The sequence below is a fragment of the Hydrogenophaga sp. L310 genome, assembly GCF_055703065.1.
In genome coordinates this window covers 62,378-89,250 of sequence record NZ_JBVPZA010000013.1, presented here as the reverse complement: position 1 = coordinate 89,250, position 26,873 = coordinate 62,378, and the positions used below count along the sequence as shown (strand labels likewise).

Genomic DNA, 26,873 nt, shown 5'->3' with positions numbered 1-26,873 from the left:
CGCGGGCGGAGCCTCGGCGACAATGCGCGGATGAATCTGGAATCACGTTACCTCACGCCGCAGCGCCTGCTCATGGCGTCTGTGGTGGTGGCCCTCATCACCATCACGCTCAAGACCCTGGCCTGGGTGGTCACCGACTCGGTCGGCCTGCTGTCGGACGCGATGGAGTCGCTGGTGAACCTGGCCAGTGCCATGTTCGGCCTGGTGATGGTGACCATCGCCGCGCGCCCGGCCGACGACGACCACCCCTATGGCCACCACAAGGCCGAGTATTTTTCATCCGGCTTCGAGGGCATCCTGATCATCGTGGCGGCGCTGGGCATCGTCTGGACGGCGGTGCACCGGCTGCTCGATCCGCAACCCATACAGCAGGTGGGCTGGGGCCTGGCCCTCTCGGTGGCCAGTTCCATGCTCAACGGCTTGCTGGCCTGGGTGATGTTTCGCGCGGCGAAGCAGCACCGGTCCATCGCGCTGGAAGCCGACGCCAAGCACCTGACCACCGACGTCTGGACCTCGGCCGGCGTGGTGATCGGCATCGCACTGGTGCATTTCACCGGCTGGCTCTGGCTCGATCCGGTGGTCGCCATCGGCGTCGCGCTGAACATCCTGAAAGAAGGGTTCCACCTGATCTGGCGTTCGTCGCAGGGGCTGATGGACGAGGCCGTGGAGCCCGAGGTGATGGCCACCATCCAGGAAACGCTCGATGGTTTCGCGAGCCAGCGCGGCGAATCCACCATCATCCGTTTCGACCACCTGAGCACACGCAAGGCCGGGCAGCGCCGCTTTGTGGACCTGCACATGCACATGCCTGCGGCCTGGTCGCTCGGGCGCGCGGCCGCCGTGCGCGGCAGCGTGGAGCAGGCGCTCATGAGCGCGGTGCCGGGCCTTCGCGCCAGTATCCAGCTGCTGCCCAGCGACGTGGAAGCGCATTTTGAAGATGAAAAGGATTTGATTTGATCGCCCTGTTGCAGCGCGTGAGCGAGGCCCGCGTGGTGATCGCGGGTGAAACCGTGGGCCAGATCGGCGCCGGGCTGCTGGTGCTGGTGTGCGCCGAACCGGACGACACCGAGGCCGTGGGCCAGAAGCTGCTGGCCAAGATCCTCAGGCTGCGCATCTTTTCCGACGAACAGGGGAAGATGAACCGCAGCGTGCAGGACGTGGCCGGCGGCCTGCTCATCGTGAGCCAGTTCACCCTGGCGGCGGACATCAAAAGCGGCAACCGGCCCGGTTTCACCGCCGCCGCGCCGCCGGCCCTGGGCGAATCGCTGTACGACCGCTTGGTCGAAGCCGCCCGCGCGTTGCACCCGCAGGTGGCCACCGGCCGCTTTGGCGCCGACATGCAGGTGCATCTGGTGAACGACGGCCCGGTGACCATTCCGCTGCGCATGACGGCAACCTGAACCCAGCCATGAGCCTTCAATTCCTTGTTTCTCCCACGCCGTTCGAGCCCGGAATGGCGCACGTGCTGGGCGCCGGCCTTCTGGGGCTGCAGGCGCCCACCGCCGCACCGGACTGGCCGCTGCAACACGTGCGTGCGCCGGTGCTCGGTTCGGCGGGGCTGTCGTTTCACGAGGCCTGGCAGGTCGACTCGGCGCCCCTCGCCGGCACCTCCGAAGGCATCCAGTGGCGCCGCGTTGGCGACCTGCTGTTCGGCGTGATCGAGCTCGCGGAAGCCCCGGGCGTGTCCGACCTGCGCACCCACAGCGAACAGGCCTACGCCCGCCTCTTCCGCCTGCTGGATGCGCAAGCGCTGCCGCACCTCTGGCGGGTCTGGAACTACATGGCCGACATCAACGGGTCGGCAGACGGGCTGGAGCGTTACCGCCAGTTCAACCTGGGGCGCGCCGAGGCGTTCCTGCAGGGCGCGCGCAGTGTCGTGGGACGCGTGCCGGCAGCCTGCGCGCTCGGTCTGGCCGGCGGCCCGCTGTCGATCGCTTTCCTCGCCGGGTCCACGCCGGCGGTGCCGATCGAGAACCCGCGCCAGGTGAGCGCCTACCACTACCCGGCGGAATACGGGCCGCGCAGCCCGACCTTTTCGCGGGCGGCGCTGGTGTACCCGCCGGGGCAGGAGCTGCTGTTCATTTCAGGCACGGCGAGCATCGTCGGTCACCAGAGCGTGCACCCGGGCGACGTGGTGGCGCAGACCCGCGAGTCCATGGACAACGTGGCGGTCGTGCTGGACCAGGCCAACCAGCGCAGCCGCAGCGGCGGCCATGCACTGGGTGCACTGAGCTACCGCGTGTACATCCGGCACGCGGCCGACACCCCCCAGGTGCAAGCCGTGATGGCCGAACGTGTGGGGGCTGCGCCGGTGGTGTGCGTGTTGGCCGACGTTTGCCGCGCCGAGCTGCTGGTGGAGGTGGAAGCCCAGGGCCTGCGTTCGCTCTGAGCACGCCGCAGCGCCAAGCTGAAGGCGTCCACTTCAGCCGCGGTGGTACGGATCGGGTTGGCCCAGCCCGGCGAGGATCTGTGTTTCCCGCGCTTCCATCGCTTCGGCATCTTCCTCGCCGGTCTCGTGGTCCCAGCCCTGGGCGTGCAGGGTGCCGTGCACCAGCAGGTGGGCGTAGTGCTCGGCCAGCGGCTTCTTCAGCTCCTTCGCCTCGCGCGCCACCACCGGTGCGCACAGCACCAGGTCGGCCATCACCAGGGGGGCGGTCTGGTAGTCGAAGGTCAGCACGTTGGTGGCGTAGTCCTTGCCGCGGTAGTCGCGGTTCAGGGCCTGGCCTTCTTCGGCATCCACGATGCGCACAGTGATTTCGGCGTCGGCCTCCAGCGCGTGGCGGATGCAGCGGGCGACGGTGTGGCGCGGCAGCGCGGCGCGGTGGATGGCGGCATCGGCCAGGTCGCCGAACTGCAGGGACAGGCTCAATGAGGGCAGGGCCATGGGTTGTCCTCAGACCGTTTTGCGGCGTGCGCGTTTCGCTGGCGCTGCGTCGCTGCTGCCCGAACCGCGTGCGTCGTAGGCGTCCACGATGCGCGCCACCAGCGGGTGCCGCACCACGTCGGCACTGGTCAGGCGCGTGATGGCGATGCCCTGCACGCGTTTGAGCACGCGTTCGGCGTCGATCAGGCCGCTGAGCTCGGTGCGCGGCAGGTCGATCTGGCTCACGTCGCCCGTGACCACGGCCTTGCTACCAAAGCCGATGCGGGTGAGGAACATCTTCATCTGCTCGACGGTGGTGTTCTGCGCTTCGTCGAGGATCACGAAGGCGTGGTTGAGCGTGCGTCCGCGCATGAAGGCCAGCGGCGCGATCTCGATCTGCTGGCGCTCGAAGGCTTTCTGCACCTTGTCGAAGCCCATCAGGTCGTGCAGCGCGTCGTACAGCGGTCGCAGGTAGGGGTCGACCTTCTGGCCCAGGTCGCCGGGCAGGAAGCCGAGCTTTTCGCCCGCTTCCACCGCCGGGCGGGTGAGCACGATGCGCTGCACCGCACTGCGCTCCAGCGCGTCCACGGCGCAGGCCACGGCGAGGTAGGTCTTGCCGGTGCCGGCCGGGCCGATGCCGAAGGTGATGTCGTGCGTGGCCATGTTCTCCAGGTAGCGCGTCTGGGCCGGCGTGCGCCCGCGCACCTCGCCGCGCCGCGTCTGCATCGCCAGCGCCCCGTCGCCCGGCTCGACCAGCGCCGTGTCGCCGCTCAGCATGAGCTGCACGGTTTCAGCGGGGATCGGCTTCTTCGCCATCTCGTACAGCGCCTGCAGCGTTTCCAGTGCCTGGTTGGCCTTGGCCTTGGGGCCTTCGATGCGGAACTGCTCGAAGCGGTGCGCCACCTTGACCTGCAGGCCCGCCTCGATGCTGCGGATGTGGCTGTCCATGGGCCCGCAGAGGTGGCCCATGCGCAGGTTGTCGGGCGGGGAGAAGGTGTGGCGGAGGATCAAACCGATAATCCTGTGAACAATGAGGAATCACCAATGATAGGCAAGTTGACTGGCACCCTGCTGGAAAAGAATCCGCCCCAGATCCTGATCGACTGCCACGGTGTGGGCTACGAAGTGGACGTGCCCATGAGCACCTTCTACAACCTGCCCGCCTTGGGAGAGAAGGTGTCGCTGCTCACGCATTTCGTGGTGCGCGAAGACGCGCAGATCCTCTACGGCTTTGGCAACGCTGCCGAGCGCGAGGCCTTCCGCCAGCTCATCAAGATCAGCGGCGTGGGGCCGCGCACGGCGCTTTCGGTGTTGTCGGGCATGAGCGTGGCCGATCTGGCACAGGCCGTCAGCGCGCAAGACAGCGGGCGCATCATCAAGGTGCCCGGCATCGGCAAGAAGACCGCCGAGCGCCTGCTGCTCGAACTCAAGGGCAAGCTCGGCGCCGACCTCAACCTGCCCGGCGCCGGCCCGGTGCAGAGCGATGTGCAAGGCGACATTCAGCAAGCGCTGATGGCACTGGGTTACAGCGAGAAGGACGCGGCGGCGGCGCTGAAGGCGCTGCCGGTGGAGGTGGGGGTGAGCGAGGGGATCAAGCTGGCGTTGAAGGCGCTGGCGAAGTGAATAGAAGCGTGGCGACACTTGAACGCCGCTGAATCGCAAATGACGAGGAACCCGACATGTTGATTACCCGGCTAAGGCTGAAGAATTGGCGAAATTTTCGCGATGTGGATGTTGCGCTTGGGTCGAGGGGGTACGTTATCGGAGCCAATGCATCAGGCAAGTCAAACCTGCTGGATGTTTTTCGGTTTTTGAGAACGATCGCTCAAAGTGAAGGAGGCGGCCTGCAGAAGGCTTTGAAGGACCGGGGTGGTTTGAGCAAGTTGCGCAGTTTGCATGCCCGGAAAGATTCTGAAGTTCGCATCGAGGTGGAGGTGTCCGGCTCGACGGCGGACCCCGTACCGAAGTGGCGCTACATCCTCGCATTTCAGTCAGGTGGAAAGAAGACTCAAGGCGTGGTGATCCAGCAAGAGGCGGTTTTTCGTGATGGCAGAGAGTTGTTTAGCCGCCCTGAAAAGCTTGACAAGCAAGATGAGGTGCGTCTCACGCAGACCTACCTGGAGCAGATCAACAGCAATGCAGGTTTTCGTGAGTTGGCCGACTTCCTGGCCGCAACGACATACATGCATTTGGTGCCCCAACTGCTCAAGCACAGCGACGAGATCAGCGGGCGCATCATCGAAAACGATCCCTTTGGACAGGGTCTTTTGCACAGAATAGCCAAGACCAACGAAAAGACTCAAAAATCCAGATTGAGTCGTATACAAAAAGCTCTTGAGGTGGCGGTCCCCCAGTTTTCAGAATTGCATTTTGAACAGGATGCCGTGACGGGCGTTCCCCATTTGAAGGCCAACTTCAAGCATTGGCGAGTACATGGCTCTTGGCAGCGAGAGGACCAATTTTCAGATGGAACGCTTCGACTGATTGGTTTTTTGTGGGCTCTTCAAGAGGGCGATGGCCTTTTGCTTTTGGAAGAGCCAGAGCTTTCTCTCAACGATGCGATCACTCAGCACATCCCTCTGATGATTGACAGAGTGCTGAGGCTTCGAAAGAAAGGTGGACCGCTGAGACAGGTGCTCAGTACCACCCACAGCGAAACCTTGATTTCTTCTGTTTCAGATCCGCAATCCATACTGTTGCTAGAGCCAGGCGAGAACGGGACGACGGTGCGAACTGCAGATGCCCAGGAGCTTCAGGAAATGGAGCACGGATTGAATCCGGCAGAGGTACTGCTGCCAAAGACGCGTCCTGCCAACATCGAACAGATGGGTTTGTTCTCGTGAAGCGGATGCTGGTGGTGGGCGAAGACGAACTGAGTTGTTCTCTTGGGCAGCAGCTTGTGGCGCAGCTTTTGCCAGAGTGGACGCTTTCCAGGGCTCCAATCAATAAGAGGGGCGTCACAAAGCTGATCCCCGAGCTCCCCAGGTTTGTCGAGCAGTCCCGGCTCCAACCTGTGCTGTGCATTGCCGACACCGATCAAACGTGCCCTGTTCAATGGTTGAAGAAGTGGTCGCCCAGACATTTGCCTGAACGGTTTTTTCTCAGATTGGCTGTTCCCGAAGCTGAAAGCTGGGTGCTCGCAGATCGGCAGGGGGTGTCCGAATTTTTCAAGGTGTCAACGGCGCAGATAAAACCCGACCCTGAGCAACTTGAAGACCCCAAACGAGAAGTGCTGCGTTTGGCGAGAAAGTCCAAGGTGCGTCAAATACGTGATGAGATGGTGTCGGCGACGGACATCAATAGAACCGGTTCTGGGTACAACATTCACCTGAGTGCATTGGTCCGCGAGAACTGGCGAGCCATGAGGGCGGCAGAGCGATCGTCAAGTTTGGAACGTGCCATTCGTCGGTTGACAGAGTTTGGCGACTCTTTTCGATGAACATCCATCGCTCTGCATTCACCATCGACAACCGAAAAATTTGAGATGACCATCCAGACCGACGATTTCGCTCCCACACCGCGCGTGGTCTCAGCCGCTCCGGCTTCGCCGAAGGAAGAGGCGATCGAGCGCGCGCTGCGGCCCAAGCTGCTGGACGAATACGTGGGCCAGCAGAAGGTGCGCGAGCAGCTGGAAATCTTCATCGGCGCGGCCAAAAAGCGCAACGAGGCGCTGGACCATGTGCTGCTGTTCGGCCCGCCGGGCCTGGGCAAGACCACGCTCTCCCACATCATCGCGCAGGAGCTCGGCGTCAACCTGCGCCAGACCAGCGGCCCGGTGCTGGAAAAGCCACGCGATCTGGCCGCGCTGCTGACCAACCTCGAAGCCAACGACGTGCTGTTCATCGACGAGATCCACCGGCTGAGTCCGGTCGTCGAAGAAATCCTCTACCCCGCGCTGGAGGACTACCAGATCGACATCATGATCGGCGAAGGGCCGGCCGCGCGCAGCATCAAGCTCGACCTGCAGCCCTTCACCCTGGTGGGCGCCACCACGCGCGCGGGCATGCTGACCAACCCGTTGCGCGACCGCTTCGGCATCGTCGCGCGGCTGGAGTTCTACACCGCTGAAGAACTCGCACGCATCGTCAAGCGCAGCGCAGGCCTGCTGAACGCGCCGATGGATCCCGAGGGCGGCTTCGAGATCGCGCGCCGTTCGCGCGGCACACCGCGCATCGCCAACCGGCTGCTGCGCCGCGTGCGCGACTACGCCGAGGTCAAGGGCAGCGGCACCATCACGCTGGACATGGCCAACCGCGCCCTGGCCATGCTCGACGTCGACCCGCAGGGTTTCGACCTGATGGACCGCAAGCTGCTGGAGGCCGTGATCCACCGTTTCGACGGCGGGCCGGTCGGGCTGGACAACATCGCCGCCAGCATCGGCGAAGAGCGCGACACGATCGAAGACGTGATCGAGCCCTACCTGATCCAGCAGGGCTTTCTGCAGCGCACGCCGCGCGGGCGCATCGCCACGCTGGCGGCCTACCGCCACCTGGGCGTGGCACCGCCGAAGACCGACAGCGCGCTGTTCAGCGAGTGAGCCGCGGGGCACCGCTGCGCAGCACGCCCATGACCATCAGGCACTGCGCGGCGTAGTAGCTGCCCAGCACCCAGAAGGCCGACATCGGCAGCGGGCTCACGAAACGGTTGATCGCCAGCAGGGCGTCGCTGAGCATGAAGCAGACGGCGCCCACCGCAACCATCACCGACGGGCCGTCGCGTTGCACGCTGGCGCGTCCCAGGGCCTGCGCGGTCATCAGGCCGATGGCCAGCACATAGGCCGCCACGGGTGCGCGCAGCTCGGGTGGCAGGCCGCCAAACCAGAGCACGGCGAACATGCCCAGCCCGGCAGCGGCGACGCCCCAAGCGGCCTGCCGGCTGGGCAGCCAGGGCACGTCCTGGCGGAACAGCGCGATGTAGGCCAGGTGCGCGAGCAGGAAGGCCGCCAGTCCGGGGATGAACAGGCCTTCGAGCATGAGGAACACATCGCCCGCGAGCGAAGCGGCAAGGGCCGCGAGCAGCCAGACGGCGCCCCGCAGGGCGGTGGCGGACGCGCGCCGGGCCAGCAGCACCACGCCCAGCGCGATCAGCATGGTCAGTGGCTTGAACACCAGGTGCGCCGCTGTCCAGCCGGTGACCGCGCTGGCCATGGCCAGCGCGGCGCATTCGATCAGCAGCACCTCACCCATGCCGATGCGGCCCTGCAACAGCGCGCCCACGGCCCACAGGCCGGCCAGCAGCACCGCGAACCCCGCGATGTTGTGCGGCAGCGCCGCGGTATCGGCCTGCCAGAGGAAGACCGCCACGCCGACCAGCAAGGCCACGAACTGCAGCGCAGCGAACACCCGAACCGCGTGCGGGATGGGCGGTGCATAGGTCCGCAACGCGGTGATGTCGAAAGCCGGCTTGGGGAACGCCGCCGCCACATCGGCCGGGCGCCAGCCCGGCGGCTTCAGCCACACGCGCAGCTTGTCGCTCCAGCGCTTCGTGTGCCAGCTGTCCTTGGCCAGCGCCCAGTAGACCTCGGCGTTGGCCCAGAGCGGGTCCCAGCTGTTGAGCGGGCTGCGCGTGCCGTAGACGCAGGGCTCGCGCGGGTCTTCCGGCTCAAAGCTGCCGAACAGGTGGTCCCACAGCATCAGGATGCCGCCGTAGTTCCTGTCCACGTAGCGGTGATTCACGGCGTGGTGCACGCGGTGGTTGGACGGCGAGGCGAACCAGCGGTCGAAGCGGCCGAGCCGCCCCACGTGTTCGGTGTGGATCCAGAACTGGTAGAGCAGGTCGATGAGCGTCACCACCGCGAACACCAGCGGCGGCACGCCAGCCACGGCCATGGGCAGGTAGAACACCCAGCCCAGCAGCGGGTAGCTGCTGGGCTGGCGCAGCGCGGTGGAGAGGTTGTAGTCCTGGCTCTGGTGGTGCACCACGTGCGCGGCCCAGAACACGCCCGCCGTGTGGCCGAGGCGGTGGTTCCAGTAGTAGAGGAAGTCGTAGAACAGCAGCGCCAGCAGCCAGCCGGGCAAGGTGGTCCAGAAGCCCGTGTCCGGGACGAGAGACAGGCTGTTGAACGCCGCGGTGTAGATGCCGATTTTCAGCAGCGGCACAAACACCACGCTGGCCTGGCTCAGCATGCCCAGCGAGATGCTGCTCAGGGCGTCGTCGAAGCGGTAGGTGTTGCGGCCCCGGCGCAGACCGACCACGAACTCGATGGCGATGAGGGCCAGAAAGACCGGGGTGGCGAGGACGATGATCTGGCTGGGCGACATCGGGCCATTCTGGCGCGACTCAGCCCAGTTTTCCTCTGGCGTCAACCCTGATCAGGCGTTCCACCCGCCCGGCCGCGAGGCCGCCGCGCACGCCCACACAGCCGTCGTGCAGGTTCACCGTGGGGTCGCAATGGCCCGGGATCAGCCAGACGGTTTCGCCCAGTTCGGGCAGCTCGGTGCCGGGCACGGCGGCACGCAGGATGCCGTGTTCGTCGCCGCCGTTGGCGAACACCAGGCCGCTGGGCCAGGCCACCGCTGGCAGGCCGCTGTCGATGGCGTGGCTTTTGTGGCCGGCGTCGCAGACCGCGTGGTCCGCGCTGCGGCTCATGACCTGGCTCTTGACAAACAGCGCGTGTTCAAACGCCGGGGCCTCGGGGTCGGTCTGGTTGGCCGCGTAGTCGGCGTCCATGAACAGATAGGACCCGGCCTGCAGCTCGCCCCAGACGCCGCTGGCGGCCTCCAGCACGAAGCTGCCGGTGCCCGCGCCCGTGACCTGCGGCACGCTGTAACCCGCCGCTGCCAGTGCATCGCGGGTGTCGGCCACAGCCTGCGTGGCGCTCTCGATGGAGCGGCGGCGTTCGGCCGGCGTGCGCTGGTGCTGGGCACGGCCGTGGTAGGCCTGCAGGCCGGCGAAACGCAGGGCGGGGTGGGTTGCGATCTGCCGTGCCAGCCCCACGGCCGGCTCACCCGGCACCACACCGCAGCGGCCCTGGCCGACGTCGATCTCGATGAACACGTCGATGGCGCCGACGGTGTGCACGCCGGCTGCGTCGAGCGCCTGCGCCAGGCGTTCAATGCCCAGGGGGCTGTCCACGGCGATGGCGAAGCGCGTGGGCAGCTCGCGCACCGCTTCGGCCAGCCGCGCCAGCTTGTGGGGCGCGATCACCTCGTTGCTGATGAAGATGTCGTGCACGCCTGCGTGAGCCAGGGCCAAGGCTTCGCCGGTCTTCTGCACGCAAACGCCGACGGCGCCGTGGGCCATCTGCAGCTTTGCCAGCTCGGCGCTCTTGTGCATCTTGGCGTGCGGCCGCAGGCGCAGGCCGTGTTCGGCCGCGAAGGCCGCCATGCGCGCCAGGTTGCGCTCCATGGCGTCCAGGTCGATCACCAGCGCCGGTGTGTCGATGGCGGCCACGCCCTGACCGACACAATCCCGGTCCTGCTCAAGCGGTCTGTTCATCCAGCGGTCCGTTACCGGCCTGCAGGTGGCCGGTGTCGGCCCAGCCCACCAGGCTCAGGCCTTCCGGCGTCCAGAGCAGGCGGTTGATGGCGGTGTTGGTCAGCTCCCAGCTGCGCGGCGCCTGCAGCTCCAGCCGGGTGGCGGCGCGGTAGAGGATGTCGAGCACGCCCCCGTGCACCGCCATCAGCACCTGCTCACCCGGGTGGCGCGCGGCCAGTTCGTTCACGGCGGCCACCACGCGGTCCTGCAACTGCAGCAGCGACTCGCCGCCCGGGGGGGCAAAGTCGGGCACGCGCTTGCGCCAGGCGGTGGATTCTTCGGGATAGCGGGCTTCGAGCTCGGTCCAGGTGTGGCCCTCGAAGCGGCCGAAACAGCGCTCGCGCAGGCCGGCGTGCGTGTGCACCGGCCGGTCGTGCCGGCGCGCGACGGCCCGGGCGGTTTCCAGTGCGCGGCTCAGATCACTGGCATAGAACGCGTCAATGGGTTCCTCGGCCAGCGCCTGCGCGAGCTGCGCCGCCTGCCAGCGGCCGCGCTCGTTGAGGTCGATGTCGGTGTGGCCCTGGATGCGGGTGTCGTGGTTCCAGGCGGTTTCACCGTGGCGCACGGCCAGGATGCGGGTAACGTGCAAGTGGGGTCCTTTTCAGTATGGGCGGTCAACAGCGTGCACTGTACCGGGTTGCCTCCGGTCTGCAAAACCGCACGGAATACGTTCCGGAGCGCGCGGGCCATCGGGTGCTTTGGGACACAATCGTTGCATGTCACTGCCCGCCGCCGTGCCGCTCGGGGAATTTGCCACCCTGTTCAACTTCCTGCCCATCGGGGCCTACCGGAGTTCGCCCGATGGTCAGATGATCCGCTCCAACCAGGCGCTGGTGGAACTCAACGGTTATGCCTCCGAGGCCGAACACCTGGCCGCGGTCAAGGACATCGGCCGCGAGTGGTACGTGGACCCCCTGCGGCGCGACGCATTCAAGCAGCGGCTGGAGCACGAAGGTTTCGTGCGGGGTTTTGTGTCCGAGATCTGGCGCCACAAGACCCGCGAGCGCATCTGGATCAGCGAAAACGCGCACATCGTGCGGGACGGTCAAGGGGCTGTGCTCTATTACGAAGGCACGGTCGAAGATGTCACCGAGCGCGTCCGGAACCAGGAAGCCCTGCGCCGCAGCGAAGAACAGCTGCGCCAGATCACCGCGCAGGTGCCGGGCATGGTGTTTGTCGTTCATGTGGCACCCGACGGACGCCGGGAGTACCGCTTTGTGAGTTCCGGCGTGCGCGACATCTATGGCTTCGATCCCGAAGACCTGATGCGCGACCCGATGCTCATCGCGCGCTACCGCCATCCGGACGACCAGGCCGTGCTGGAGCAGGACATGGAGCAGATCAGGCAGGGGCCGGTCGACCTGGGCGGGGAATTCCGCATCGTCATGCCCGACGGCCAGATCCGGTGGATCTACCGCCGCTCCTGCACCGTGTCGAGCGATGCGTCGGGTTTCCTGCGGGTGGGGGTTCTGCTCGACATCACCGGGCGCAAACAGGCCGAAGCCGCCCTCCACGAAAGCGAGGCGCTCTGGAAGCTGGCGATGGACAGCACAGGCGATGGCGTCTGGGACTGGAACATCGCGACCGGGGAGGAGTTTTTCTCCTGCCGCATCCAGACCATGTTCGGCTTTGACGAAGGCGAGCTGGCCAACCTGGCCGAAGCACTCGACAGCAGGACCCATCCTGACGATGTGGCGCAGATGCTGACCGACCGGCAGGCGCACTTTGACGGCCACACGCCGGTCTACCGCAACGAACACCGCGTGCGCTGCAAGGATGGATCGTGGAAATGGGTGCTGTCGCGCGGCATGGTGATCGCGCGCAACGCCGCCGGTCAACCCCTGCGCATGGTCGGTACGCACACCGACATCACCGAGCTCAAGCAGGCCGAGGCGCAGCAGCATGTGCTGGAGGCGCAACTGCGCGAGTCGCAGAAGATGGAGGCCATCGGCACGCTGGCCGGTGGCGTGGCGCACGACTTCAACAACCTGCTCGCTGCGATCCTGGGCAATCTGGCGCTGGCGCGTGAAGACGTCGGCCCCGATCACCTGGCCCAGGAAAGCCTGCAGGAAATCAGCCGTGCGGCCATTCAGGCGCGCCAGCTGGTGCAGCAGATCCTGACCTTCAGCCGCCGCCAGACGCAGGCCATGCGGCAGCAGCCGCTCACGCCCCTGGTGCAGGAAACGCTGGGTCTGCTGCGTTCGCTGTTGCCCGCCGGCGCGCGCCTGGACACCCTGCTGTCCAAGGCGCCGCTGGTGGTCAACAGCGATGCCACACAGGTGCAGCAGGTCCTGATCAACCTGTGCTCCAACGCCTGGCAGGCGCTCGAAGGCCGCACTGGCGTGATCTCGGTGGCCCTGGAAGCCGCGCGGCTCGATGCGGCCCAGGCCTTGCAGCTGGGGAATCTGCCCGCGGGCGCCTATGCCTGCCTGAGCGTGACCGACAACGGGCCCGGCATGACCGCCGAAACGCAGCGGCGCCTGTTCGAACCCTTTTTCACCACCAAGCCACCGGGGGCCGGCACGGGCCTGGGGCTGGCGGTGGTGCACGGGATCGTCAAGGCGCACCGGGGCGCGATCGCGGTGCACAGCCAGCCCGGTGAGGGCACGCGCTTCGACGTCTACCTGCCACTGGCCGGGGAAGCCGAAGCGCTGCAGCCGGCACCGGAGGCCGTGCCAGCACCCGGACCGAACGTGTCCGAGGCTGACGGGCGGCACGTGGTCTACATCGACGATTACGAGGCGATGGTGTTCCTGGTCGGTCGGCTGCTGCGCAAGCAGGGTTTTCGTGTCACCACGTTCGAGTCGGGTGAAGCCGCGCTGGCCTGGTTGCGAACCCACGACGACCCGATCGATCTGGTGGTGACCGACCAGAACATGCCCGGCCTGTCGGGTGTGGAGGTGGTGCGCGAGATCGGCCGCCTGCGTCCGGGGCAACGCGTTGCCATCGTCTCTGGCCATGTCAACGACCAGCTGCTGGCCGAGGCGGCTGCGGCAGGCGTGAGCGACGTCCTGGGCAAGCAGGACAGCATGGACGCGCTGGGTGAAGCCATCCGCCAGCTGCTGGAAGCGCGCTAGTGTGGTGTTTGATTCTTGATGGAACTTATGATGCGAGTGCATTTCCAATGCTCTACTACGAGCAAACGGAGAGAGCCAGTGCGAGTTGCCCCGGAGATTGTGTTGACCGACGAAGAACGAGCCGAGTTGACCCGGCTGGTTCGCTCCAAGCTCACCAGCGTGAGACTGGTGCAGCGCGCGCGCATTGTGCTGCTGGCCGCTGAGTCCTTGCAGAACAAAGACATCGCCGAGCAAGTGGGCGTGGGACGCGTGCAAGTCTCGCGTTGGCGTGAGCGATATGCGCAATCGCGCCTGGCGGGCATCGAACGCGATTTGCCACGCGGAGCACCCCCGGTCAAGGTGGATGCGGCGCGGCTGGTGGAGTTGACCACACAAAGCCAGCCCGCGGCGGCCACGCACTGGAGCACGCGCACGATGGCTGTTGAGTTGGGCGTCAGCGCCAGCACAGTCATGCGGCATTGGCATGCTCACGGTTTGAAGCCGCATATCGTGCGCGGCTTCAAGGTCTCGCGCGACCCTCAGTTCGTGCAGAAGCTCGAAGACATCGTGGGGCTGTACATGTCGCCGCCCGAGCACGCGCTGGTGCTGTGCTGCGACGAGAAGAGCCAGGTGCAGGCGCTGGACCGCACACAGCCTGGGCTGCCGCTGAAGAAGGGGCGCGCGGCCACCATGACGCACGACTACAAGCGCCATGGCACGACCACTTTGTTCGCGGCTCTCAACGTGCTGGACGGGCAGGTCATCGGCCAATGCCAGCAACGCCACACGCACATCGAGTGGCTGAAGTTCCTGCGCCAAATCGATCGTGAAACGCCCAAAGGCAAGACGCTGCATTTGATCGCCGACAACTACGCCACGCACAAGCATCCGGCCGTGCAGGAATGGCTGGCCAAGCACCCGCGATTCAACATGCACTTCACGCCGACCTCGGCATCGTGGCTGAACATGGTCGAGCGCTTCTTCCGCGACATCTCCGAAAACCGTCTGCGCCGCGGTGTGTTCACCAGCGTGCCCGAACTCGTCGCTGCCATCGATGAGTACGTCGCTCACCACAACACCAACCCCAAACCGTTCATCTGGACCAAGAGCGCTCGCGATATCTTGCAGAAGGTCATTCGCGCCAATCGTCACTTAAGTTCCAAACAGAATGGAACACTGCACTAGTCCCGACGCCTGCGCGACGCGGCCGAGGTCGGGGCCGGTGCACGTCCCCGACAATGGTTCTTTGTCTTTTTTCAGGAGCATTTCCCCTATGAGCAGCATTCAAACCGTGGGCATCATCGGCTCGGGCACCATGGGCAACGGGATCGCCCAGGCCTGCGCCACCAGCGGCATCCGCGTGGTGATGGTCGACATCGCGCAGACCGCGATCGACAAGGGCCTGGCCACCATCGCGGGCAGCCTCGACCGCCTGATCAAGAAGGAAAAGATCAGCGCCGACGACAAAGCCAAGGCGCTCGGCCTGATCCAGGGCAGCACGAACTACGACGACCTCAAGGGCGCGCAACTCGTCATCGAAGCCGCCACCGAAAACGAAGGCCTCAAGGTCAAGATCCTGCAGCAGCTCGACGGCCTGCTGGCACCCGAGGTGATCGTGGCCACCAACACCAGCTCCATCAGCATCACCAAGCTGGCCGCCGCCACGCAGCGCCCCGACCGCTTCATCGGCATGCATTTCTTCAACCCCGTGCCCATGATGGCGCTGGTGGAGATCATCCGCGGCCTGCAGACCAGCGACGCCACGCACGACGCCGTGAAAGCCATGGCCGAAGCCCTGGGCAAGACGCCGATCACGGTGAAAAACGCGCCCGGCTTCGTGGTCAACCGCATCCTGGTGCCCATGATCAACGAGGCTTTCTTCGTGCTCGCCGAAGGTCTGGCGACGCCGGAAGACATCGACGCCGGCATGAAGCTGGGCACCAACCAGCCCATCGGCCCGCTGGCGCTGGCCGACATGATCGGCCTGGATGTGTGCCTGGCCGTGATGAACGTCTACATGGCCGAATACAACGACAGCAAGTACCGCCCGGCGCCGCTGCTGAAAGAAATGGTCGCTGCCGGCTGGCTGGGCCGGAAAACGGGCAGGGGCGTGTACACGTATTGACCCCCGCGCCGTTTCGCGTCACCCCCAGGGGGCGATGCTGGCGGCCCGGCAAGCCGGTTCCGCGACATCCTTGGATCGGGCACGCGCGCCGGATGCAATCTGGGCTGTGTGATGTCCATCGGAAGCCCGCTTCAGCGGGCTTCTTGTTTGAGCAAGATCAACTTGCCGCAGCGCAGCATTTTCATAATGAACCCAACCCAGTGAACAGGAGTTCCTCATGTGTGCCGCGCCCGTCTCCATCGCCGTTTTCGAGTTCCTCGACAACACCCATCAGGAAATCCAGAGCCAGATCAAGCTGCTGCATGCGCTGGTGGACGCCATCGAAAACGAAGGCCTGAACCAGGCCAACCGGGCCCGGGCACGCCGCGTGCTCGACTATTTCAATGGCGAAGCGCGCCAGCACCACCTGGACGAAGAAAAACACATCTTCCCGGCCTTGCTGGTCAGCCAGGACGCCGAGATCGTGCAGGCTACCGAACACCTGATCCAGGACCACGGCTGGCTGGAAGAAAACTGGATCCAGATCGCCCCCTCGCTGGAGGCCGCCACCGGCGGCAACCTCTGGTTCGACACAGCGGAACTGCGCCACGCGCTGGATGTTTTTGAAGCGCTCTACCTGGACCACATCCTGCTTGAGGAGTCCATCGCCTACCCGGAAGCGAAAAAGCGGCTTGCCGCCCTCGACACCGCCGGCATGGGTCGCGAAATGGCCAAGCGCCGCGCCCTCAAGCACAATGAGGTCCGTTCGCGGACCTGAGCCGCACCCATGACGTGGCAGAACGTCCCCGAAACTGCACGCCGGACGGGCTGCGCGTAAACTGCCCCGCTCCACAGCATGGGCCACGACCCCGTTGGCCGAACGGACGAGCATGAGCACTTACGACTTCGATCTATTCGTCATTGGCGGCGGCAGCGGTGGCGTGCGCGCCGCCCGCATGGCCGCCCAGCGCGGGGCGCGCGTGGCGCTGGCCGAAACCCTGGGGCAAGACGGCCTGGGCGGCACCTGCGTCAACGTGGGCTGCATCCCCAAGAAGCTCTACAGCTACGCCGCGCACTACGCCGACGCAGCCCACGAAGCGCAAGGCTACGGGTGGGAGGGCGACATGCCCATCCTCAACTGGGGCACGCTCAAAGCCAACCGCGCCACCGAGATCAGCCGCCTGAACGGGGTCTATGGCAACCTGCTGCGCGGTTCTGGCGTGACCGTGTTCGACGGTTTCGCCCGTCTGCAAGGCGACCACAGCGTGGGCCTGGCCACGCTCAACGCCGACGGCAGCCCCGGCCACCAGAATTTCACCGCCAAAAACGTTCTCATCGCCACCGGCGGCACGCCGCATGTGCCGCACTTCGCGGGTCGCGAACACGTCATCACGTCCAACGAGATCTTCGATCTGGAGCCGTTTCCGAAACGCCTGCTGGTGGTGGGGGGCGGCTACATCGCCTGTGAATTCGCCTCCATCTTCAATGGCCTGGGGTCGAAGGTCACGCAGTTGTACCGGGGTGAACAGGTGCTGCGCGGTTTTGACGACGAGGTGCGCCACTTCGTCGCCGCCGAGATGATCAAGTCCGGGGTGGACCTGCGGCTGAACGCCGACGTGGTGGACATCCGGAAAACCGACGAAGGCCTGCGTGTGGAGCTGGAAGGTGGCAGCGTCGTGCTGGCCGACGCCGTGCTCTACGCCACCGGGCGCAAGCCCAATGTGCAGGGTCTGGGCCTGGACACCGTGGGCGTGGTCCAGGGCGCGCAGGGAGAGGTGATCGTGAGCGAAACCTACCAGACCAACGTGCCCGGCATTTACGCCGTGGGCGACGTCACCAACCGCGTGCAGCTCACGCCGGTGGCGCTGGGCGAGGCCATGGTGGTGGTCGATCAGCTCTTCGGCGCTGCAGCGGGCAAGCCAACGCGCGAGATGAGTTACGAGTTCATCCCCACCGCCGTCTTCACCCACCCCAACATCGGCACCGTGGGCTACAGCGAAGCGCAGGCGCGCGAGAAGTACGGCCAGATCGCTGTCTTCCGCAGCGAGTTCAAGGCGCTCAAGCACACGCTTTCGGGCAGCAGCGAACGCACACTCATGAAGCTCATCGTTGACACCGCGAGCGACCGCGTGGTGGGCCTGCACATGGTCGGCGCCGAAGCCGGCGAGATCGTGCAGGGCTTTGCCGTGGCCATGAAGGCCGGCGCCACCAAGGCCGTTTTTGACAGCACCATCGGCATCCACCCCACGGCGGCGGAGGAGTTCGTGACGATGCGCGAGCCGACCCGGAACTGAGAACCTGAATGCGATCTCTCCGAGGTCGCCTGTCCGTTCTAGACGCGTGCCATCCAGTAGATGCCCGCGACGCTGAGCGCCATGTGCAGCCACAGGCCCGGCGCCAGCCAGGCCAGGTAGCGCCACCCCCCCACGAGCCCGGCGGTGACACTCTTGCTGCCGGCGTGCACCAGAATCGCCAGCATCACCGCCCAGGTCGCGGCCCCACCCGCCGCGGGTGTGCCCGACGCAAAGACCGCCGCCAGCGAGGCGTGCAGGTCGGCCAGCGCCGCCAGGGCCGAGCCCAGCAGCAGACCCGATGACCCCAGCCACAGCGTCAGCGCGTACACCATCACCTGAACGGCACTGAGCAAAGCGGCCACGCCCGCGGCACCCCAGAGGCTGAACATCCGGTCTTCGTCCGGCACCGTCGTGGTCACGGCGGCTTCCTCCGGCGCTCCGCGCACCATCCACCAGCCCCAGGCCAGGGCCAGCAAACCGGCGGCCAGCGCCGGGAGCCACAGGACCGGCAGCCAGGCCGGTTGCACGGCCGCGGCCACCAGCAGCACCTGCAGCTGGGTGGACACGCAGGACAACAGGCCACCGCCCGCCATCAAGCGCGCTTCCGAACGGCCCTCGCGCACGGCCAGCCCCAGCGTGGCGATGGTGGCGGTGCTCGACACAAAGCCCGAGGCCAGCGCCGAGAACGCCACCGCGTGGCGCGCCTGCAGCAGGCGGCGGCACAGGTGCGCCAGCGACTGCACCGCCAGCAGCAGGGCCAGCAACTGCACGATCACGTAGGGGTTGAGCACCGGGCCCCAGAGCGGCCGGTTCGGCACCAGCGGCAACGCCATCAGCACCAGTGCCGCCAGCACGATGCCGTCGCGCACCTCGCCCTCGGTCAGCCACTGGCGGGCAAAACGGTGCAGCCGTTCCCGCCCGGCCAGCACGCCGGTCAGACCCACGGCGAGCGCGGCGGCCAGCGGCAAGCTCTGCGCGCAGAGCACGCCGATCAGGTAGGTCAGCAACAGGGCGATTTCGGTGGTGGCACCCGGATCCTCGGAGCGGTCGCGCCAGTAGGCGACCAGGGCCAGCGCCGCCACCAGGACCGCGCCGGTCACCACCAGTCCCGTCAGCTGCGTGAGCGCTGCGGCGGCGCCCACCACGCTGGTCAGCGCAAAGGTGCGCAAACCGGCGAACGCCCGCCCCGGACCGGCACCTTTGCGCCGCTCGCGTTCGATGCCCACCAGCAAGCCGCAGCCCAGTGCGGCCGCCAGCACCGCCGCGGCCCCGGCCATGTCGACCGACGGGTTCAGCAGCACCGGGGCAGCGGCATCCAGCATGGGGTTTCCGGGTGGGGGCAAGGTGTCACGGGGCGGCGCCACAATAGCGGCATGTACAAGACACCCGACTTTACCGCCCCCGTTTTCTACCGCAACCCGGCCGCTGCGCTGGCCCAGGTCCAGCACATCTACCAGCAGAACATTCACTTCCTGCGCGCGGCCATGCGCGACTTCGTGGCCGGTGCCGACGCCAAAGGCAGCCGCGTGCGCGCCTGCTACCCCTTCGTGCGCCTGCACACCCACAGCGTGTCGCACCAGGGAACGGGCCGCCTGAGTTACGGCTTCGTGGCCGGTCCCGGCCGGTTCGAGACCACGATCACGCGACCCGACCTCTACGCCGACTACCTGCTGGACCAGTTCAGCCTGCTGCTGATCAACCACGGCGGCGAACTGGAGGTGGGCACCAGCACGCACCCCATCCCCATCCACTTCTCGTTCGCCGAACACGACCACGTCGAAGGCAGCCTGAGCGCCGAGCGCCGCGCCCTCATGCGCGACGTGTTCGACCTGCCCGATCTGGCGGCCATGGACGACGGCATCGCCAACGGCACGCACGAGCCGCGCCCGGGCGAGCCGCACCCGCTGTCGCTGTTCACCGCGCCGCGCGTGGACTATTCGCTGCAGCGCCTGCGCCACTACACCGGCACAGCGCCAGAGTGGTTCCAGAACTTCGTGCTGTTCACCAACTACCAGTTCTACATCGACGAATTCATCCGCCTGGGCCACGCCGAGATGGCCAACCCCGCCAGCGAATACATGGCCTTCGTGGAGCCGGGCAACGTGGTGATGCGCCGCGCCGGCCTGCCGGCCGAAGCCAGCGACGAACTGGGTGCGGCCCCGCCGCGCCTGCCTCAGATGCCGGGCTACCACCTCATGCGCGCCGACCGCAGCGGCATCACCATGGTCAACATCGGCGTCGGCCCGGCCAACGCCAAGACCATCACCGACCACATCGCCGTGCTGCGCCCGCACGCCTGGCTCATGATCGGCCACTGCGCCGGCCTGCGCAGCTCCCAGCAGCTGGGCGACTACGTGCTGGCCCACGCCTACGTGCGCGAAGACCACGTGCTCGACGAAGAACTGCCGCTGTGGGTGCCGATCCCTGCGCTGGCCGAGATCCAGCTCGCGCTCGAAGCCGCCGTGGCCGACGTCACCGGCGTGCCGCCGGCCGAGGTCAAGCGCATCATGCGCACAGGCACCGTGGCCAGCACCGACAACCGCAACTGGGAGCTGCTGCCCGACAACAAGCCCCAGCGCCGCTTTTCGCAATCGCGCGCGGTGGCGCTCGACATGGAAAGCGCCACCATCGCCGCCAACGGCTTCCGCTTCCGCGTGCCCTACGGCACCCTGCTCTGCGTGAGCGACAAGCCGCTGCACGGCGAGATCAAGCTGCCCGGCATGGCCAACCACTTCTACCGCGAACGCGTGGACCAGCACCTGCGCATCGGCATCCGCGCCATCGACCGCCTGCGCGCAGGCGGACCGGACCAGTTGCACAGCCGCAAGCTGCGCAGCTTTGCCGAAGTCGCGTTCCAGTGACCCGCGCCCATGAACCGACTCACCGACAGTCTTCAACAATTCACGGGCGCTGAACTCTGGCTGGCATCCGTGCTGGCGATCGTCCTGCTCACCCTGCTGGTCGGGCAGGCCGTGCGCACGGCGTTCCTGCAGGCCCATCGCTGGGCCCTGCGCTCGGCCAACCCCTGGGACGAGGCCGTGCTGAGCGCGGCACGCAAGCCCGCGCAGTTGCTGATCTGGCTGATCGGGCTGGGCTGGGTGGCGCGTGCGCTGAATGCGCATTGGCCCGAGCCCGCCCTGCTGACAGGCGCACTGCAATGGCGCGACGTCGGCCTCGTGGTCAGCGTGACCTGGTTCCTGTGGAAACTCATCGGGCTCGTGACCCAGACCAGCATCCGGCGCCGCACCGAAAGCGGCGAGGCCTTCGACCTCACCACCGCGCTCGCCCTGAACAAGCTGCTGCGCCTGCTGGTGGTCGTGGTCACCGCCATCACCGTGGCACACACCCTGGGCTTCCAGATCGGGGGCCTGCTCGCGCTCGGTGGTGTCGGCGGCATCGCGGTCGGCCTGGCCGCGAAGGACCTGCTGGCCAACTTCTTTGGCGGCCTCACCATCTACCTCGACCGCCCGTTCAGCGTCGGCGACTGGATCCGATCGCCCGACAAGAGCATCGAAGGCACGGTGGAATACATCAGCTGGCGCCACACCCGCATCCGCGCCTTCAACAAAAATCCGATCTACGTGCCCAACTCGGTGTTCACCAGCATCGTGGTCGAAAACCCCTCGCGCATGAGCCACCGGCGCCTGAAAGAAACCCTGGGCCTGCGCTACGACGACTTCGCCCAGGTGGAAGCCGTGGTCGCCGACATCAAGGCCCTGCTGCAGAACCACCCCGGCATCGACAACAGCCAGACACTGATCGTGAACTTCACCCGCTTTGGCGCCAGTTCGCTCGACATCATGGTCTACGCCTTCACGCTCACCCGCGCCTGGGTGGACTTCCAGGTGCTCAAGCAGGAGCTGCTGCTTGACATCGGCCGCATCGTGGCGCGCCATGGTGCCGCCATCGCCTTCCCCACCCAGACGCTGCATGTGGCGACAAGGCCCGATCCGGCGCCAACCGACGCACCGGAACCCGGCGCGGCCTGACCATCCCGCGCCGGCCCGACCCGTTGACGCCGGGGAACGCACACATCAATACACCGCTGACGGCCAGATACCACCAAAGTACAAATCGGCTTTACCTGAACTTCACCGTCCGGTCACAGTCGGTCATGTTCGCTTGCGCACAATGGGGCAACGGCGTACCCGGTATGCTGAACGAACACCATGAACCTGCTCCCCCCCTCCCAAGCCCGACCGGTCCGCCGGCCTGTCACCCTGATCGGCCTGGCCAGCGTCGCCCTGCTGTCGGCCTGCGCCAGCCTGGCACCGGCTGGCGGCGAGCTGCCTTCAACCCCGCTGCCGACGGCCTGGTCCGCAGCTCCTGTCAGCGCAGCCACCTCGCCCACGGGGCTGGCCGCCTGGTGGCAGCGCTTCAACGACCCCACCCTCACCACGCTGGTCAAGCAGGCGCTGCAGGCCAACACCAGCGTGAAAAGCGCGCAGGCCGCGCTGCTGCAGGCGCGCGCGCAGCGCGACGTGCAGCAGGCCGGCCTTGGCCCGTCGGTGGGGGTTTCGGGCTCGGCGCAGCGCAGCAAGTCGGGCGACAACGACGCCAGCAACCGCTTCCAGGCCGGCTTTGACGCCAGTTGGGAGCCGGACATTTTTGGCGGCAACCGCAGCACCCTGAACGCCAGCGAGGCCGATGCCCGCGCGTCCGAAACCAGCCTGGCCGATGTGCAGGTGTCGCTGGCGGCCGAAGTCGCCGCCACCTACATCGAACTGCGTGGCCTGCAGACCCGGCTGGCGATCGCGCGCAGCAACCTCGCCGCACAGAGCGAAACGCTGCAGATCACGCGCTGGCGCACCCAGGCGGGTCTCGCCTCGTCGCTCGACCTGGAACAGGCCATTGCGTCCAGCGAGCAGACCGCGGCCCAGATCCCGGCGCTGCAGACCAGCATCGCCCAGGCCCTGAGCGGCGTGGCGGTGCTGACCGGCCAGGCGCCCGGCACGCTGCCCGCCGCGCTGCAGGGCGCACTGAACACCGCCGCACCGATCCCGCAGGGCGCGGGCGATCTGGCGCTGGCCTTTCCGGCCGAGACGCTGCGCCAGCGCCCCGACGTGCGGACCGCCGAACACCGCATCAGCGCCGCGCTCTCCCGCGTGGCCGCGGCCGATGCAGCCCGCTACCCGAGCTTTCGCCTCAGCGGCTCGCTGGGCCTCTCCGCGCTGACGCTGGGAACGCTGACCAACGGCGCGTCGGTCGCCAGTTCGCTGCTGGCCAGCGTGTCGGCGCCGCTGTTCGACGGCGGCGCGGCCAGAGCCCAGGTGCGCGCGCAGGAAGCCGCGCTGGAGCAGGCGCGCGTGGCCTACCAGGGCAGCGTGATCAGCGCCGTCAAGGACGTGGAAGACGCGCTGGTGGCGCTGCAGGGCGACCGCGAGCGCCTGGTGCGCCTGCAGGCGGCCAGCGCCGCTGCGGCCAACGCCGAGTTGCTGGCACGCCAGCGCTACGAAAGCGGCCTGGTCGATTTCCGCACCGTGCTCGACACCCAGCGCACCCTGCTCTCGACCCAGGACAGCGTGGCCAGCACCCAGGCCACGTTGAGCGCCGACCATGTGCGCCTGTACAAGGCCCTCGGCGGCGGCTGGACGCCCGATGCGCCACCGGTTGAAGCCACCCCCCGCTGAACCCAGAACACCGAAACCGAATCGCCATGAGCTCCAAAAAAGACGCCCCCCCCGCCGACCTGCAAAACCTGCTGGGCAACGACCACCCGCCGCACTGGTGGCAACGCAGCGCGCTGTGGATCAGCACTGCCGTGCTCGTCGCCGTGGTCGGAGGCATCATCTACTGGCAATCGCAGCAGCAGAGCAAGGCCGCGCCGGTCTACGTGACCGAGCCGCTGAAAAAGGGCGACGTCACGCTCACCGTGTCCGCCAACGGCACGCTGCAGCCCACGCGCTCGGTCAACATCGGCAGCGAACTCTCGGGCACCGTCAAGCGGGTGCTGGTGGACGTGAACGACCGCATCAAGGCCGGCCAGGTGCTGGTGGAGCTGGACACCGCCAAGCTGGTGGACCAGGTGACGCAGTCGCGCGCCGGTCTGGCCGCGGCCCAGGCGCAGCTGGCGCAGGCGGTCGCCACGACCAAGGAAGTGCGTGCCACGCTGGCGCGATTTGAAGAAGTGGCGCGCCTCTCGGGCGGCAAGGTGCCCTCGGCCACGGAGCTGGACAGCGCGAAGGCGGCCGTGGAGCGCGCCGTCGGCAGCGAGGCTGCTGCGCGCGCTTCGGTCACCGAATCGCGCGCCGGCCTTGCCACCACCGAAACCAACCTGTCCAAGGCCTCGATCCGCTCGCCCATCAACGGCGTGGTGCTCAGCCGCACGGTGGACCCGGGCAACGCCGTGGCCGCCTCGCTGCAGGCGGTGACGCTGTTCTCCGTGGCCGAAGACCTCGCGCAGCTCAAGCTCGATGTCGCGGTGGACGAGGCCGACGTGGGTGCCGTCAAGGTGGACCAGAAGGCCACCTTCACCGTGAGCGCCTTCCCGGCGCGCCGTTACCCGGCCACCATCAACCGCGTGGCCTTTGGCTCCACCAAGACCGACAACGTGGTCACCTACACCACCACACTCAACGTGGACAACGGCGACCTGAGCCTGCGTCCGGGCATGACGGCCGCCGCCACCATCGTCGCCAAGGAGGCCAGGGGCGTGCTGCTGGTCCCCAACACCGCCTTGCGCTTCTCGCCCACCAGCAGCAACGGTGCTGCGGCGGCCAACACCAGCATCCTGTCGAAAATGATGCCGCGCCCATCCCGCAACACCCGGCCCAAAACAGCGGGCACCGACCCGCGCGGCGGCGGCGCGCGCCAGATCTGGGTGCTGCAGGAAAGCCAGCCCGTGGCCATGCAGGTCAAGACCGGCATCAGCGACGGTCGCAACACCGAGGTCAGCGGCGAAGGTCTCTCCGAAGGCATGGCCGTGATCACCGAACAACGCTCAGGGACGGCGCCGTGAGCGAGACCCCCCTGATCCGCCTGCGCGGCATCACCAAAACCTACGGCGAGGGCAACACCGCCTTCCAGGCCTTGAAGGGCGTGGACCTGGACATCCAGCAGGGGGAGTTCGTCGCCATCATGGGTCCCAGCGGATCGGGCAAGTCCACGGCGATGAACACACTGGGCTGCCTGGACGTGCCCACCACCGGTACCTACGAATTCCAGGGCGTGCAGGTGCAGTCGCTCAGCCGCGATGAGCGCGCGCGCCTGCGGCGGCGCTACCTGGGCTTCGTGTTCCAGGGCTTCAACCTGCTGGCGCGCACGTCGGCGCAAGAAAACGTGGAGCTGCCGCTGATCTACCGCGGCGAGCCCGCCGCCACGCGCCACGCCGCCGCGGCGCGCGCGCTCGAACAGGTGGGACTCAAAGGCTGGGAGCACCACACCCCCGGCGAGCTCTCGGGCGGTCAGCAGCAGCGCGTGGCGATTGCGCGCGCCATCGTGACCGAGCCGCGGGTGCTGCTGGCCGACGAGCCCACCGGCAACCTCGACACGCACCGCAGCCAGGAAATCATGGAACTGCTCTGGCACCTGAACGCCGAGCAGGGCATCACCGTGCTGATGGTCACACACGAGCACGACATGGCCGCTTACGCCAAGCGCATCGTGCGTTTCGTCGACGGCGTGGTCGAGAGCGACGAGCGCAACACCCACCCGGTCGCACTGCAGGCGGGTGCGGCGCACGCGACCGTGAGCGACGCGGAAGTCACGGGCATCGCCGGCAAAGGGACACCCCATGTGGCTTAACACCTTGCTGCTGGCGCTGCGCTCGATCCGCCGCAACCTGCTGCGCTCTTTCCTCACCATCCTCGGCATCGTCATCGGCGTGAGCGCGGTGATCACCATGGTCACGGTGGGCAACGGTGCCACGGCCGCGGTGCAGAACCAGATTTCGGGCCTGGGCACCAACCTGCTGCAGGTGCGCCCCGGACAGCGCATGGGCCCCGGTGGCAGCGGCGCCAGCGCGACCGCCTTCAAGGAGAGCGACGGCGAAGCCATTGCCGCTCAGATCGGCGGCATCGCCGCGGTGGCGCCCGAAGCGCGCACCGGATCCGTGCTCGTGGCCAACGGCCGCAACTGGAGCAGCAGTGTGATCGGCAGCACCAATCAGTGGCTCACCACCGGCAACTGGAAGCTGGCCGGCGGCCGCGAGTTCAGCAACGACGAACTGCGCGCTGGCGGCGCGGTCTGCCTGATCGGTCAGACGGTGCAACGCGAGCTCTTCGGCAACACCAGCGCGGTGGGTGCACAGCTGCGCGTCAAGGCGATGAGTTGCGAGGTCATCGGCACCCTGGTCTCCAAGGGCCAGGGTGCCTTCGGCAACGACCAGGACGATGTGGTGCTGATGCCGATCAAGACCCTGCAGCGCCGCATCGTCGGCCACACGCGGGTGAACACCCTGCTGGTGTCCATGAGCGAGGGTGCGGACGCCGCCCGCATCACGTCGTCGATCACCCAGCTGCTGCGCGAACGGCGCAAACTGGCCGAGACCGACGAAGACAACTTCAACATCCTCGACACCAAGCAACTGGCCGAAACGCTGTCGGGCACGACCAAGATCATGACCATGCTGCTCGGCGCGGTGGCCGCGGTGAGCCTGCTGGTGGGCGGCATCGGCATCATGAACATCATGTTGGTGAGCGTGACCGAGCGCACGCGCGAGATCGGCCTGCGCCTGGCCATCGGCGCCCTGGAACGCGAGGTGCTGCTGCAGTTCCTGATCGAGGCCGTGGTGCTGGCCGCGCTGGGCGGACTCATCGGCATCGTGCTGGCCACCGGCGCCTCGCTCGGCCTCTCGGCGCTGATGAGTGTTCCCTACCAGTTCAACCTGAGCGTGAACCTGCTGAGCTTCGTGTTTTCAGCAGCAATCGGTGTGCTGTTCGGCTACTTCCCGGCGCGGCGCGCGGCGCGGCTGAATCCGATCGATGCGCTGCGGCATGAGTAGCGGGCCCCCCCTGCGCCGCTGACGCGTCTTCCCCCCTCTCTGGCGCGCCTTTAGCGCTTGGAGGGGGGGACGGCACTGGTGGCCCGGCAAAGCCGGTTCCACGGTGCCACTGTCGTGAAAACCCTTCAGGCCAATGCGC

24 protein-coding genes are annotated in these 26,873 nt (G+C 66.9%); 18 read left to right on the top strand and 6 right to left on the bottom strand.

Translation table 11 applies throughout. The features are described from left to right. The first annotated feature begins 30 nt into the window (after positions 1-30). The 3 genes from AC0GNO_RS19195 to AC0GNO_RS19185 are packed head-to-tail and all read left to right on the top strand — an operon-like array spanning position 31 to position 2,389. Positions 31-957: a cation diffusion facilitator family transporter gene (locus AC0GNO_RS19195; RefSeq protein ID WP_472886977.1), complete on the top strand. Its 927-nt coding sequence runs from the start codon at positions 31-33 to the stop codon at positions 955-957. Then, entirely contained in the window at positions 954-1,400 is a 447-nt protein-coding gene (gene dtd / locus AC0GNO_RS19190) for a D-aminoacyl-tRNA deacylase (RefSeq protein WP_472905119.1), read from the top strand. The genes AC0GNO_RS19195 and dtd overlap by 4 nt, the downstream gene beginning before the upstream one ends. An 8-nt stretch (positions 1,401-1,408) precedes the next feature. Beyond that, positions 1,409-2,389 (top strand): chorismate transformation FkbO/Hyg5 family protein, encoded by a 981-nt coding sequence (locus tag AC0GNO_RS19185; RefSeq protein WP_472905118.1) that lies wholly within the window; start codon positions 1,409-1,411, stop codon positions 2,387-2,389. A 33-nt stretch (positions 2,390-2,422) separates the two neighbouring features. Here the strand turns inward: AC0GNO_RS19185 and ybeY are convergent, their stop codons facing one another. Further along, complete coding sequence (gene ybeY / locus AC0GNO_RS19180) at positions 2,423-2,884, bottom strand: rRNA maturation RNase YbeY (protein ID WP_472905117.1); 462 nt, start codon at positions 2,882-2,884, stop codon at positions 2,423-2,425. A gap of 9 nt (positions 2,885-2,893) precedes the next feature. Then, positions 2,894-3,874, bottom strand: coding sequence for a PhoH family protein (locus AC0GNO_RS19175; protein WP_472905116.1), 981 nt, complete (start codon positions 3,872-3,874; stop codon positions 2,894-2,896). A 33-nt stretch (positions 3,875-3,907) separates the two neighbouring features. On the opposite strand from AC0GNO_RS19175, the gene ruvA reads away from it, so the two are divergent. From ruvA to ruvB, 4 genes are read left to right on the top strand one after another with little or no spacing between them, the layout of a single operon-like run. Continuing rightward, positions 3,908-4,486, top strand: coding sequence for a Holliday junction branch migration protein RuvA (gene ruvA / locus AC0GNO_RS19170; RefSeq protein WP_472886982.1), 579 nt, complete (start codon positions 3,908-3,910; stop codon positions 4,484-4,486). A 56-nt stretch (positions 4,487-4,542) separates the two neighbouring features. Continuing rightward, positions 4,543-5,706 carry an AAA family ATPase gene (locus tag AC0GNO_RS19165; protein ID WP_472886983.1) on the top strand — a complete coding sequence of 388 codons (1,164 nt, stop codon included), beginning with the start codon at positions 4,543-4,545 and terminating at the stop codon, positions 5,704-5,706. After that, entirely contained in the window at positions 5,703-6,302 is a 600-nt protein-coding gene (locus AC0GNO_RS19160) for a hypothetical protein (protein WP_472886984.1), read from the top strand. Before AC0GNO_RS19165 ends, AC0GNO_RS19160 begins: the two co-directional genes overlap by 4 nt. A gap of 45 nt (positions 6,303-6,347) precedes the next feature. Beyond that, entirely contained in the window at positions 6,348-7,400 is a 1,053-nt protein-coding gene (ruvB, locus tag AC0GNO_RS19155; RefSeq protein ID WP_472905115.1) for a Holliday junction branch migration DNA helicase RuvB, read from the top strand. Here the strand turns inward: ruvB and AC0GNO_RS19150 are convergent. Genes AC0GNO_RS19150 through AC0GNO_RS19140 form a run of 3 tightly spaced genes read right to left on the bottom strand, consistent with a single transcriptional unit; the run spans position 7,390 to position 10,928 of the window. Further along, on the bottom strand, positions 7,390-9,123 hold the full coding sequence (locus AC0GNO_RS19150) for a lysoplasmalogenase family protein (protein ID WP_472905114.1): 1,734 nt from the start codon (positions 9,121-9,123) through the stop codon (positions 7,390-7,392). The genes ruvB and AC0GNO_RS19150 overlap by 11 nt on opposite strands. 19 nt (positions 9,124-9,142) lie before the next feature. Next, entirely contained in the window at positions 9,143-10,300 is a 1,158-nt protein-coding gene (locus AC0GNO_RS19145; protein WP_472905113.1) for a DSD1 family PLP-dependent enzyme, read from the bottom strand. Then, a complete protein-coding gene (locus AC0GNO_RS19140) occupies positions 10,284-10,928 on the bottom strand; it encodes a histidine phosphatase family protein (RefSeq protein WP_472905112.1) in 645 nt (214 codons plus the stop codon). Before AC0GNO_RS19140 ends, AC0GNO_RS19145 begins: the two co-directional genes overlap by 17 nt. Positions 10,929-11,055: 127 nt before the next feature. On the opposite strand from AC0GNO_RS19140, the gene AC0GNO_RS19135 reads away from it, so the two are divergent. From AC0GNO_RS19135 to gorA, 5 genes are all read left to right on the top strand, one after another. Next, positions 11,056-13,416 (top strand): PAS domain-containing protein, encoded by a 2,361-nt coding sequence (locus tag AC0GNO_RS19135; RefSeq protein WP_472905111.1) that lies wholly within the window; start codon positions 11,056-11,058, stop codon positions 13,414-13,416. Between the two features lie 78 nt (positions 13,417-13,494). Further along, positions 13,495-14,580: an IS630 family transposase gene (locus AC0GNO_RS19130; RefSeq protein ID WP_472905136.1), complete on the top strand. Its 1,086-nt coding sequence runs from the start codon at positions 13,495-13,497 to the stop codon at positions 14,578-14,580. 88 nt (positions 14,581-14,668) lie between these two features. Then, positions 14,669-15,520 (top strand): 3-hydroxybutyryl-CoA dehydrogenase, encoded by an 852-nt coding sequence (locus AC0GNO_RS19125; RefSeq protein WP_472886886.1) that lies wholly within the window; start codon positions 14,669-14,671, stop codon positions 15,518-15,520. A 217-nt stretch (positions 15,521-15,737) separates the two neighbouring features. Further along, complete coding sequence (locus tag AC0GNO_RS19120) at positions 15,738-16,277, top strand: hemerythrin domain-containing protein (RefSeq protein WP_472886885.1); 540 nt, start codon at positions 15,738-15,740, stop codon at positions 16,275-16,277. Positions 16,278-16,389: 112 nt separating this feature from the next. Continuing rightward, on the top strand, positions 16,390-17,793 hold the full coding sequence (gene gorA / locus AC0GNO_RS19115) for a glutathione-disulfide reductase (protein ID WP_472905110.1): 1,404 nt from the start codon (positions 16,390-16,392) through the stop codon (positions 17,791-17,793). Positions 17,794-17,831: 38 nt separating this feature from the next. Here the strand turns inward: gorA and AC0GNO_RS19110 are convergent, their stop codons facing one another. After that, entirely contained in the window at positions 17,832-19,115 is a 1,284-nt protein-coding gene (locus AC0GNO_RS19110) for an MgtC/SapB family protein (RefSeq protein WP_472905109.1), read from the bottom strand. A gap of 51 nt (positions 19,116-19,166) precedes the next feature. Between AC0GNO_RS19110 and AC0GNO_RS19105 the strand changes: the two genes are divergently transcribed. The 6 genes from AC0GNO_RS19105 to AC0GNO_RS19080 all read left to right on the top strand — a co-directional run bounded on the left by AC0GNO_RS19105 (position 19,167) and on the right by AC0GNO_RS19080 (position 26,734). After that, a complete protein-coding gene (locus tag AC0GNO_RS19105) occupies positions 19,167-20,654 on the top strand; it encodes an AMP nucleosidase (protein WP_472905108.1) in 1,488 nt (495 codons plus the stop codon). A gap of 9 nt (positions 20,655-20,663) precedes the next feature. Next, complete coding sequence (locus tag AC0GNO_RS19100; protein WP_472905107.1) at positions 20,664-21,782, top strand: mechanosensitive ion channel family protein; 1,119 nt, start codon at positions 20,664-20,666, stop codon at positions 21,780-21,782. Positions 21,783-21,962: 180 nt separating this feature from the next. After that, a complete protein-coding gene (locus tag AC0GNO_RS19095; RefSeq protein ID WP_472905106.1) occupies positions 21,963-23,423 on the top strand; it encodes an efflux transporter outer membrane subunit in 1,461 nt (486 codons plus the stop codon). 26 nt (positions 23,424-23,449) lie between these two features. Continuing rightward, positions 23,450-24,751: an efflux RND transporter periplasmic adaptor subunit gene (locus AC0GNO_RS19090; RefSeq protein WP_472886879.1), complete on the top strand. Its 1,302-nt coding sequence runs from the start codon at positions 23,450-23,452 to the stop codon at positions 24,749-24,751. Next, positions 24,748-25,536 (top strand): ABC transporter ATP-binding protein, encoded by a 789-nt coding sequence (locus AC0GNO_RS19085; protein WP_472905105.1) that lies wholly within the window; start codon positions 24,748-24,750, stop codon positions 25,534-25,536. The genes AC0GNO_RS19090 and AC0GNO_RS19085 overlap by 4 nt, the downstream gene beginning before the upstream one ends. Then, a complete protein-coding gene (locus AC0GNO_RS19080) occupies positions 25,526-26,734 on the top strand; it encodes an ABC transporter permease (protein WP_472886877.1) in 1,209 nt (402 codons plus the stop codon). The genes AC0GNO_RS19085 and AC0GNO_RS19080 overlap by 11 nt, the downstream gene beginning before the upstream one ends. The last annotated feature ends 139 nt before the right edge of the window (positions 26,735-26,873 follow it).

Coding starts and splice junctions, on each gene's coding strand:
- AC0GNO_RS19105 (WP_472905108.1), top strand. CDS start 19,167: ATGTACAAGACACCCGACTTTACCGCCCCCGTTTTCTACCGCAACCCG.
- AC0GNO_RS19100 (WP_472905107.1), top strand. CDS start 20,664: ATGAACCGACTCACCGACAGTCTTCAACAATTCACGGGCGCTGAACTC.
- ruvA (WP_472886982.1), top strand. CDS start 3,908: ATGATAGGCAAGTTGACTGGCACCCTGCTGGAAAAGAATCCGCCCCAG.
- AC0GNO_RS19185 (WP_472905118.1), top strand. CDS start 1,409: ATGAGCCTTCAATTCCTTGTTTCTCCCACGCCGTTCGAGCCCGGAATG.
- AC0GNO_RS19080 (WP_472886877.1), top strand. CDS start 25,526: ATGTGGCTTAACACCTTGCTGCTGGCGCTGCGCTCGATCCGCCGCAAC.
- AC0GNO_RS19165 (WP_472886983.1), top strand. CDS start 4,543: ATGTTGATTACCCGGCTAAGGCTGAAGAATTGGCGAAATTTTCGCGAT.
- AC0GNO_RS19150 (WP_472905114.1), bottom strand. CDS start 9,123: ATGTCGCCCAGCCAGATCATCGTCCTCGCCACCCCGGTCTTTCTGGCC.
- gorA (WP_472905110.1), top strand. CDS start 16,390: ATGAGCACTTACGACTTCGATCTATTCGTCATTGGCGGCGGCAGCGGT.
- AC0GNO_RS19090 (WP_472886879.1), top strand. CDS start 23,450: ATGAGCTCCAAAAAAGACGCCCCCCCCGCCGACCTGCAAAACCTGCTG.
- AC0GNO_RS19195 (WP_472886977.1), top strand. CDS start 31: ATGAATCTGGAATCACGTTACCTCACGCCGCAGCGCCTGCTCATGGCG.
- AC0GNO_RS19145 (WP_472905113.1), bottom strand. CDS start 10,300: ATGAACAGACCGCTTGAGCAGGACCGGGATTGTGTCGGTCAGGGCGTG.
- ruvB (WP_472905115.1), top strand. CDS start 6,348: ATGACCATCCAGACCGACGATTTCGCTCCCACACCGCGCGTGGTCTCA.
- AC0GNO_RS19125 (WP_472886886.1), top strand. CDS start 14,669: ATGAGCAGCATTCAAACCGTGGGCATCATCGGCTCGGGCACCATGGGC.
- AC0GNO_RS19120 (WP_472886885.1), top strand. CDS start 15,738: ATGTGTGCCGCGCCCGTCTCCATCGCCGTTTTCGAGTTCCTCGACAAC.
- AC0GNO_RS19135 (WP_472905111.1), top strand. CDS start 11,056: ATGTCACTGCCCGCCGCCGTGCCGCTCGGGGAATTTGCCACCCTGTTC.
- ybeY (WP_472905117.1), bottom strand. CDS start 2,884: ATGGCCCTGCCCTCATTGAGCCTGTCCCTGCAGTTCGGCGACCTGGCC.
- AC0GNO_RS19095 (WP_472905106.1), top strand. CDS start 21,963: ATGAACCTGCTCCCCCCCTCCCAAGCCCGACCGGTCCGCCGGCCTGTC.
- AC0GNO_RS19110 (WP_472905109.1), bottom strand. CDS start 19,115: ATGCTGGATGCCGCTGCCCCGGTGCTGCTGAACCCGTCGGTCGACATG.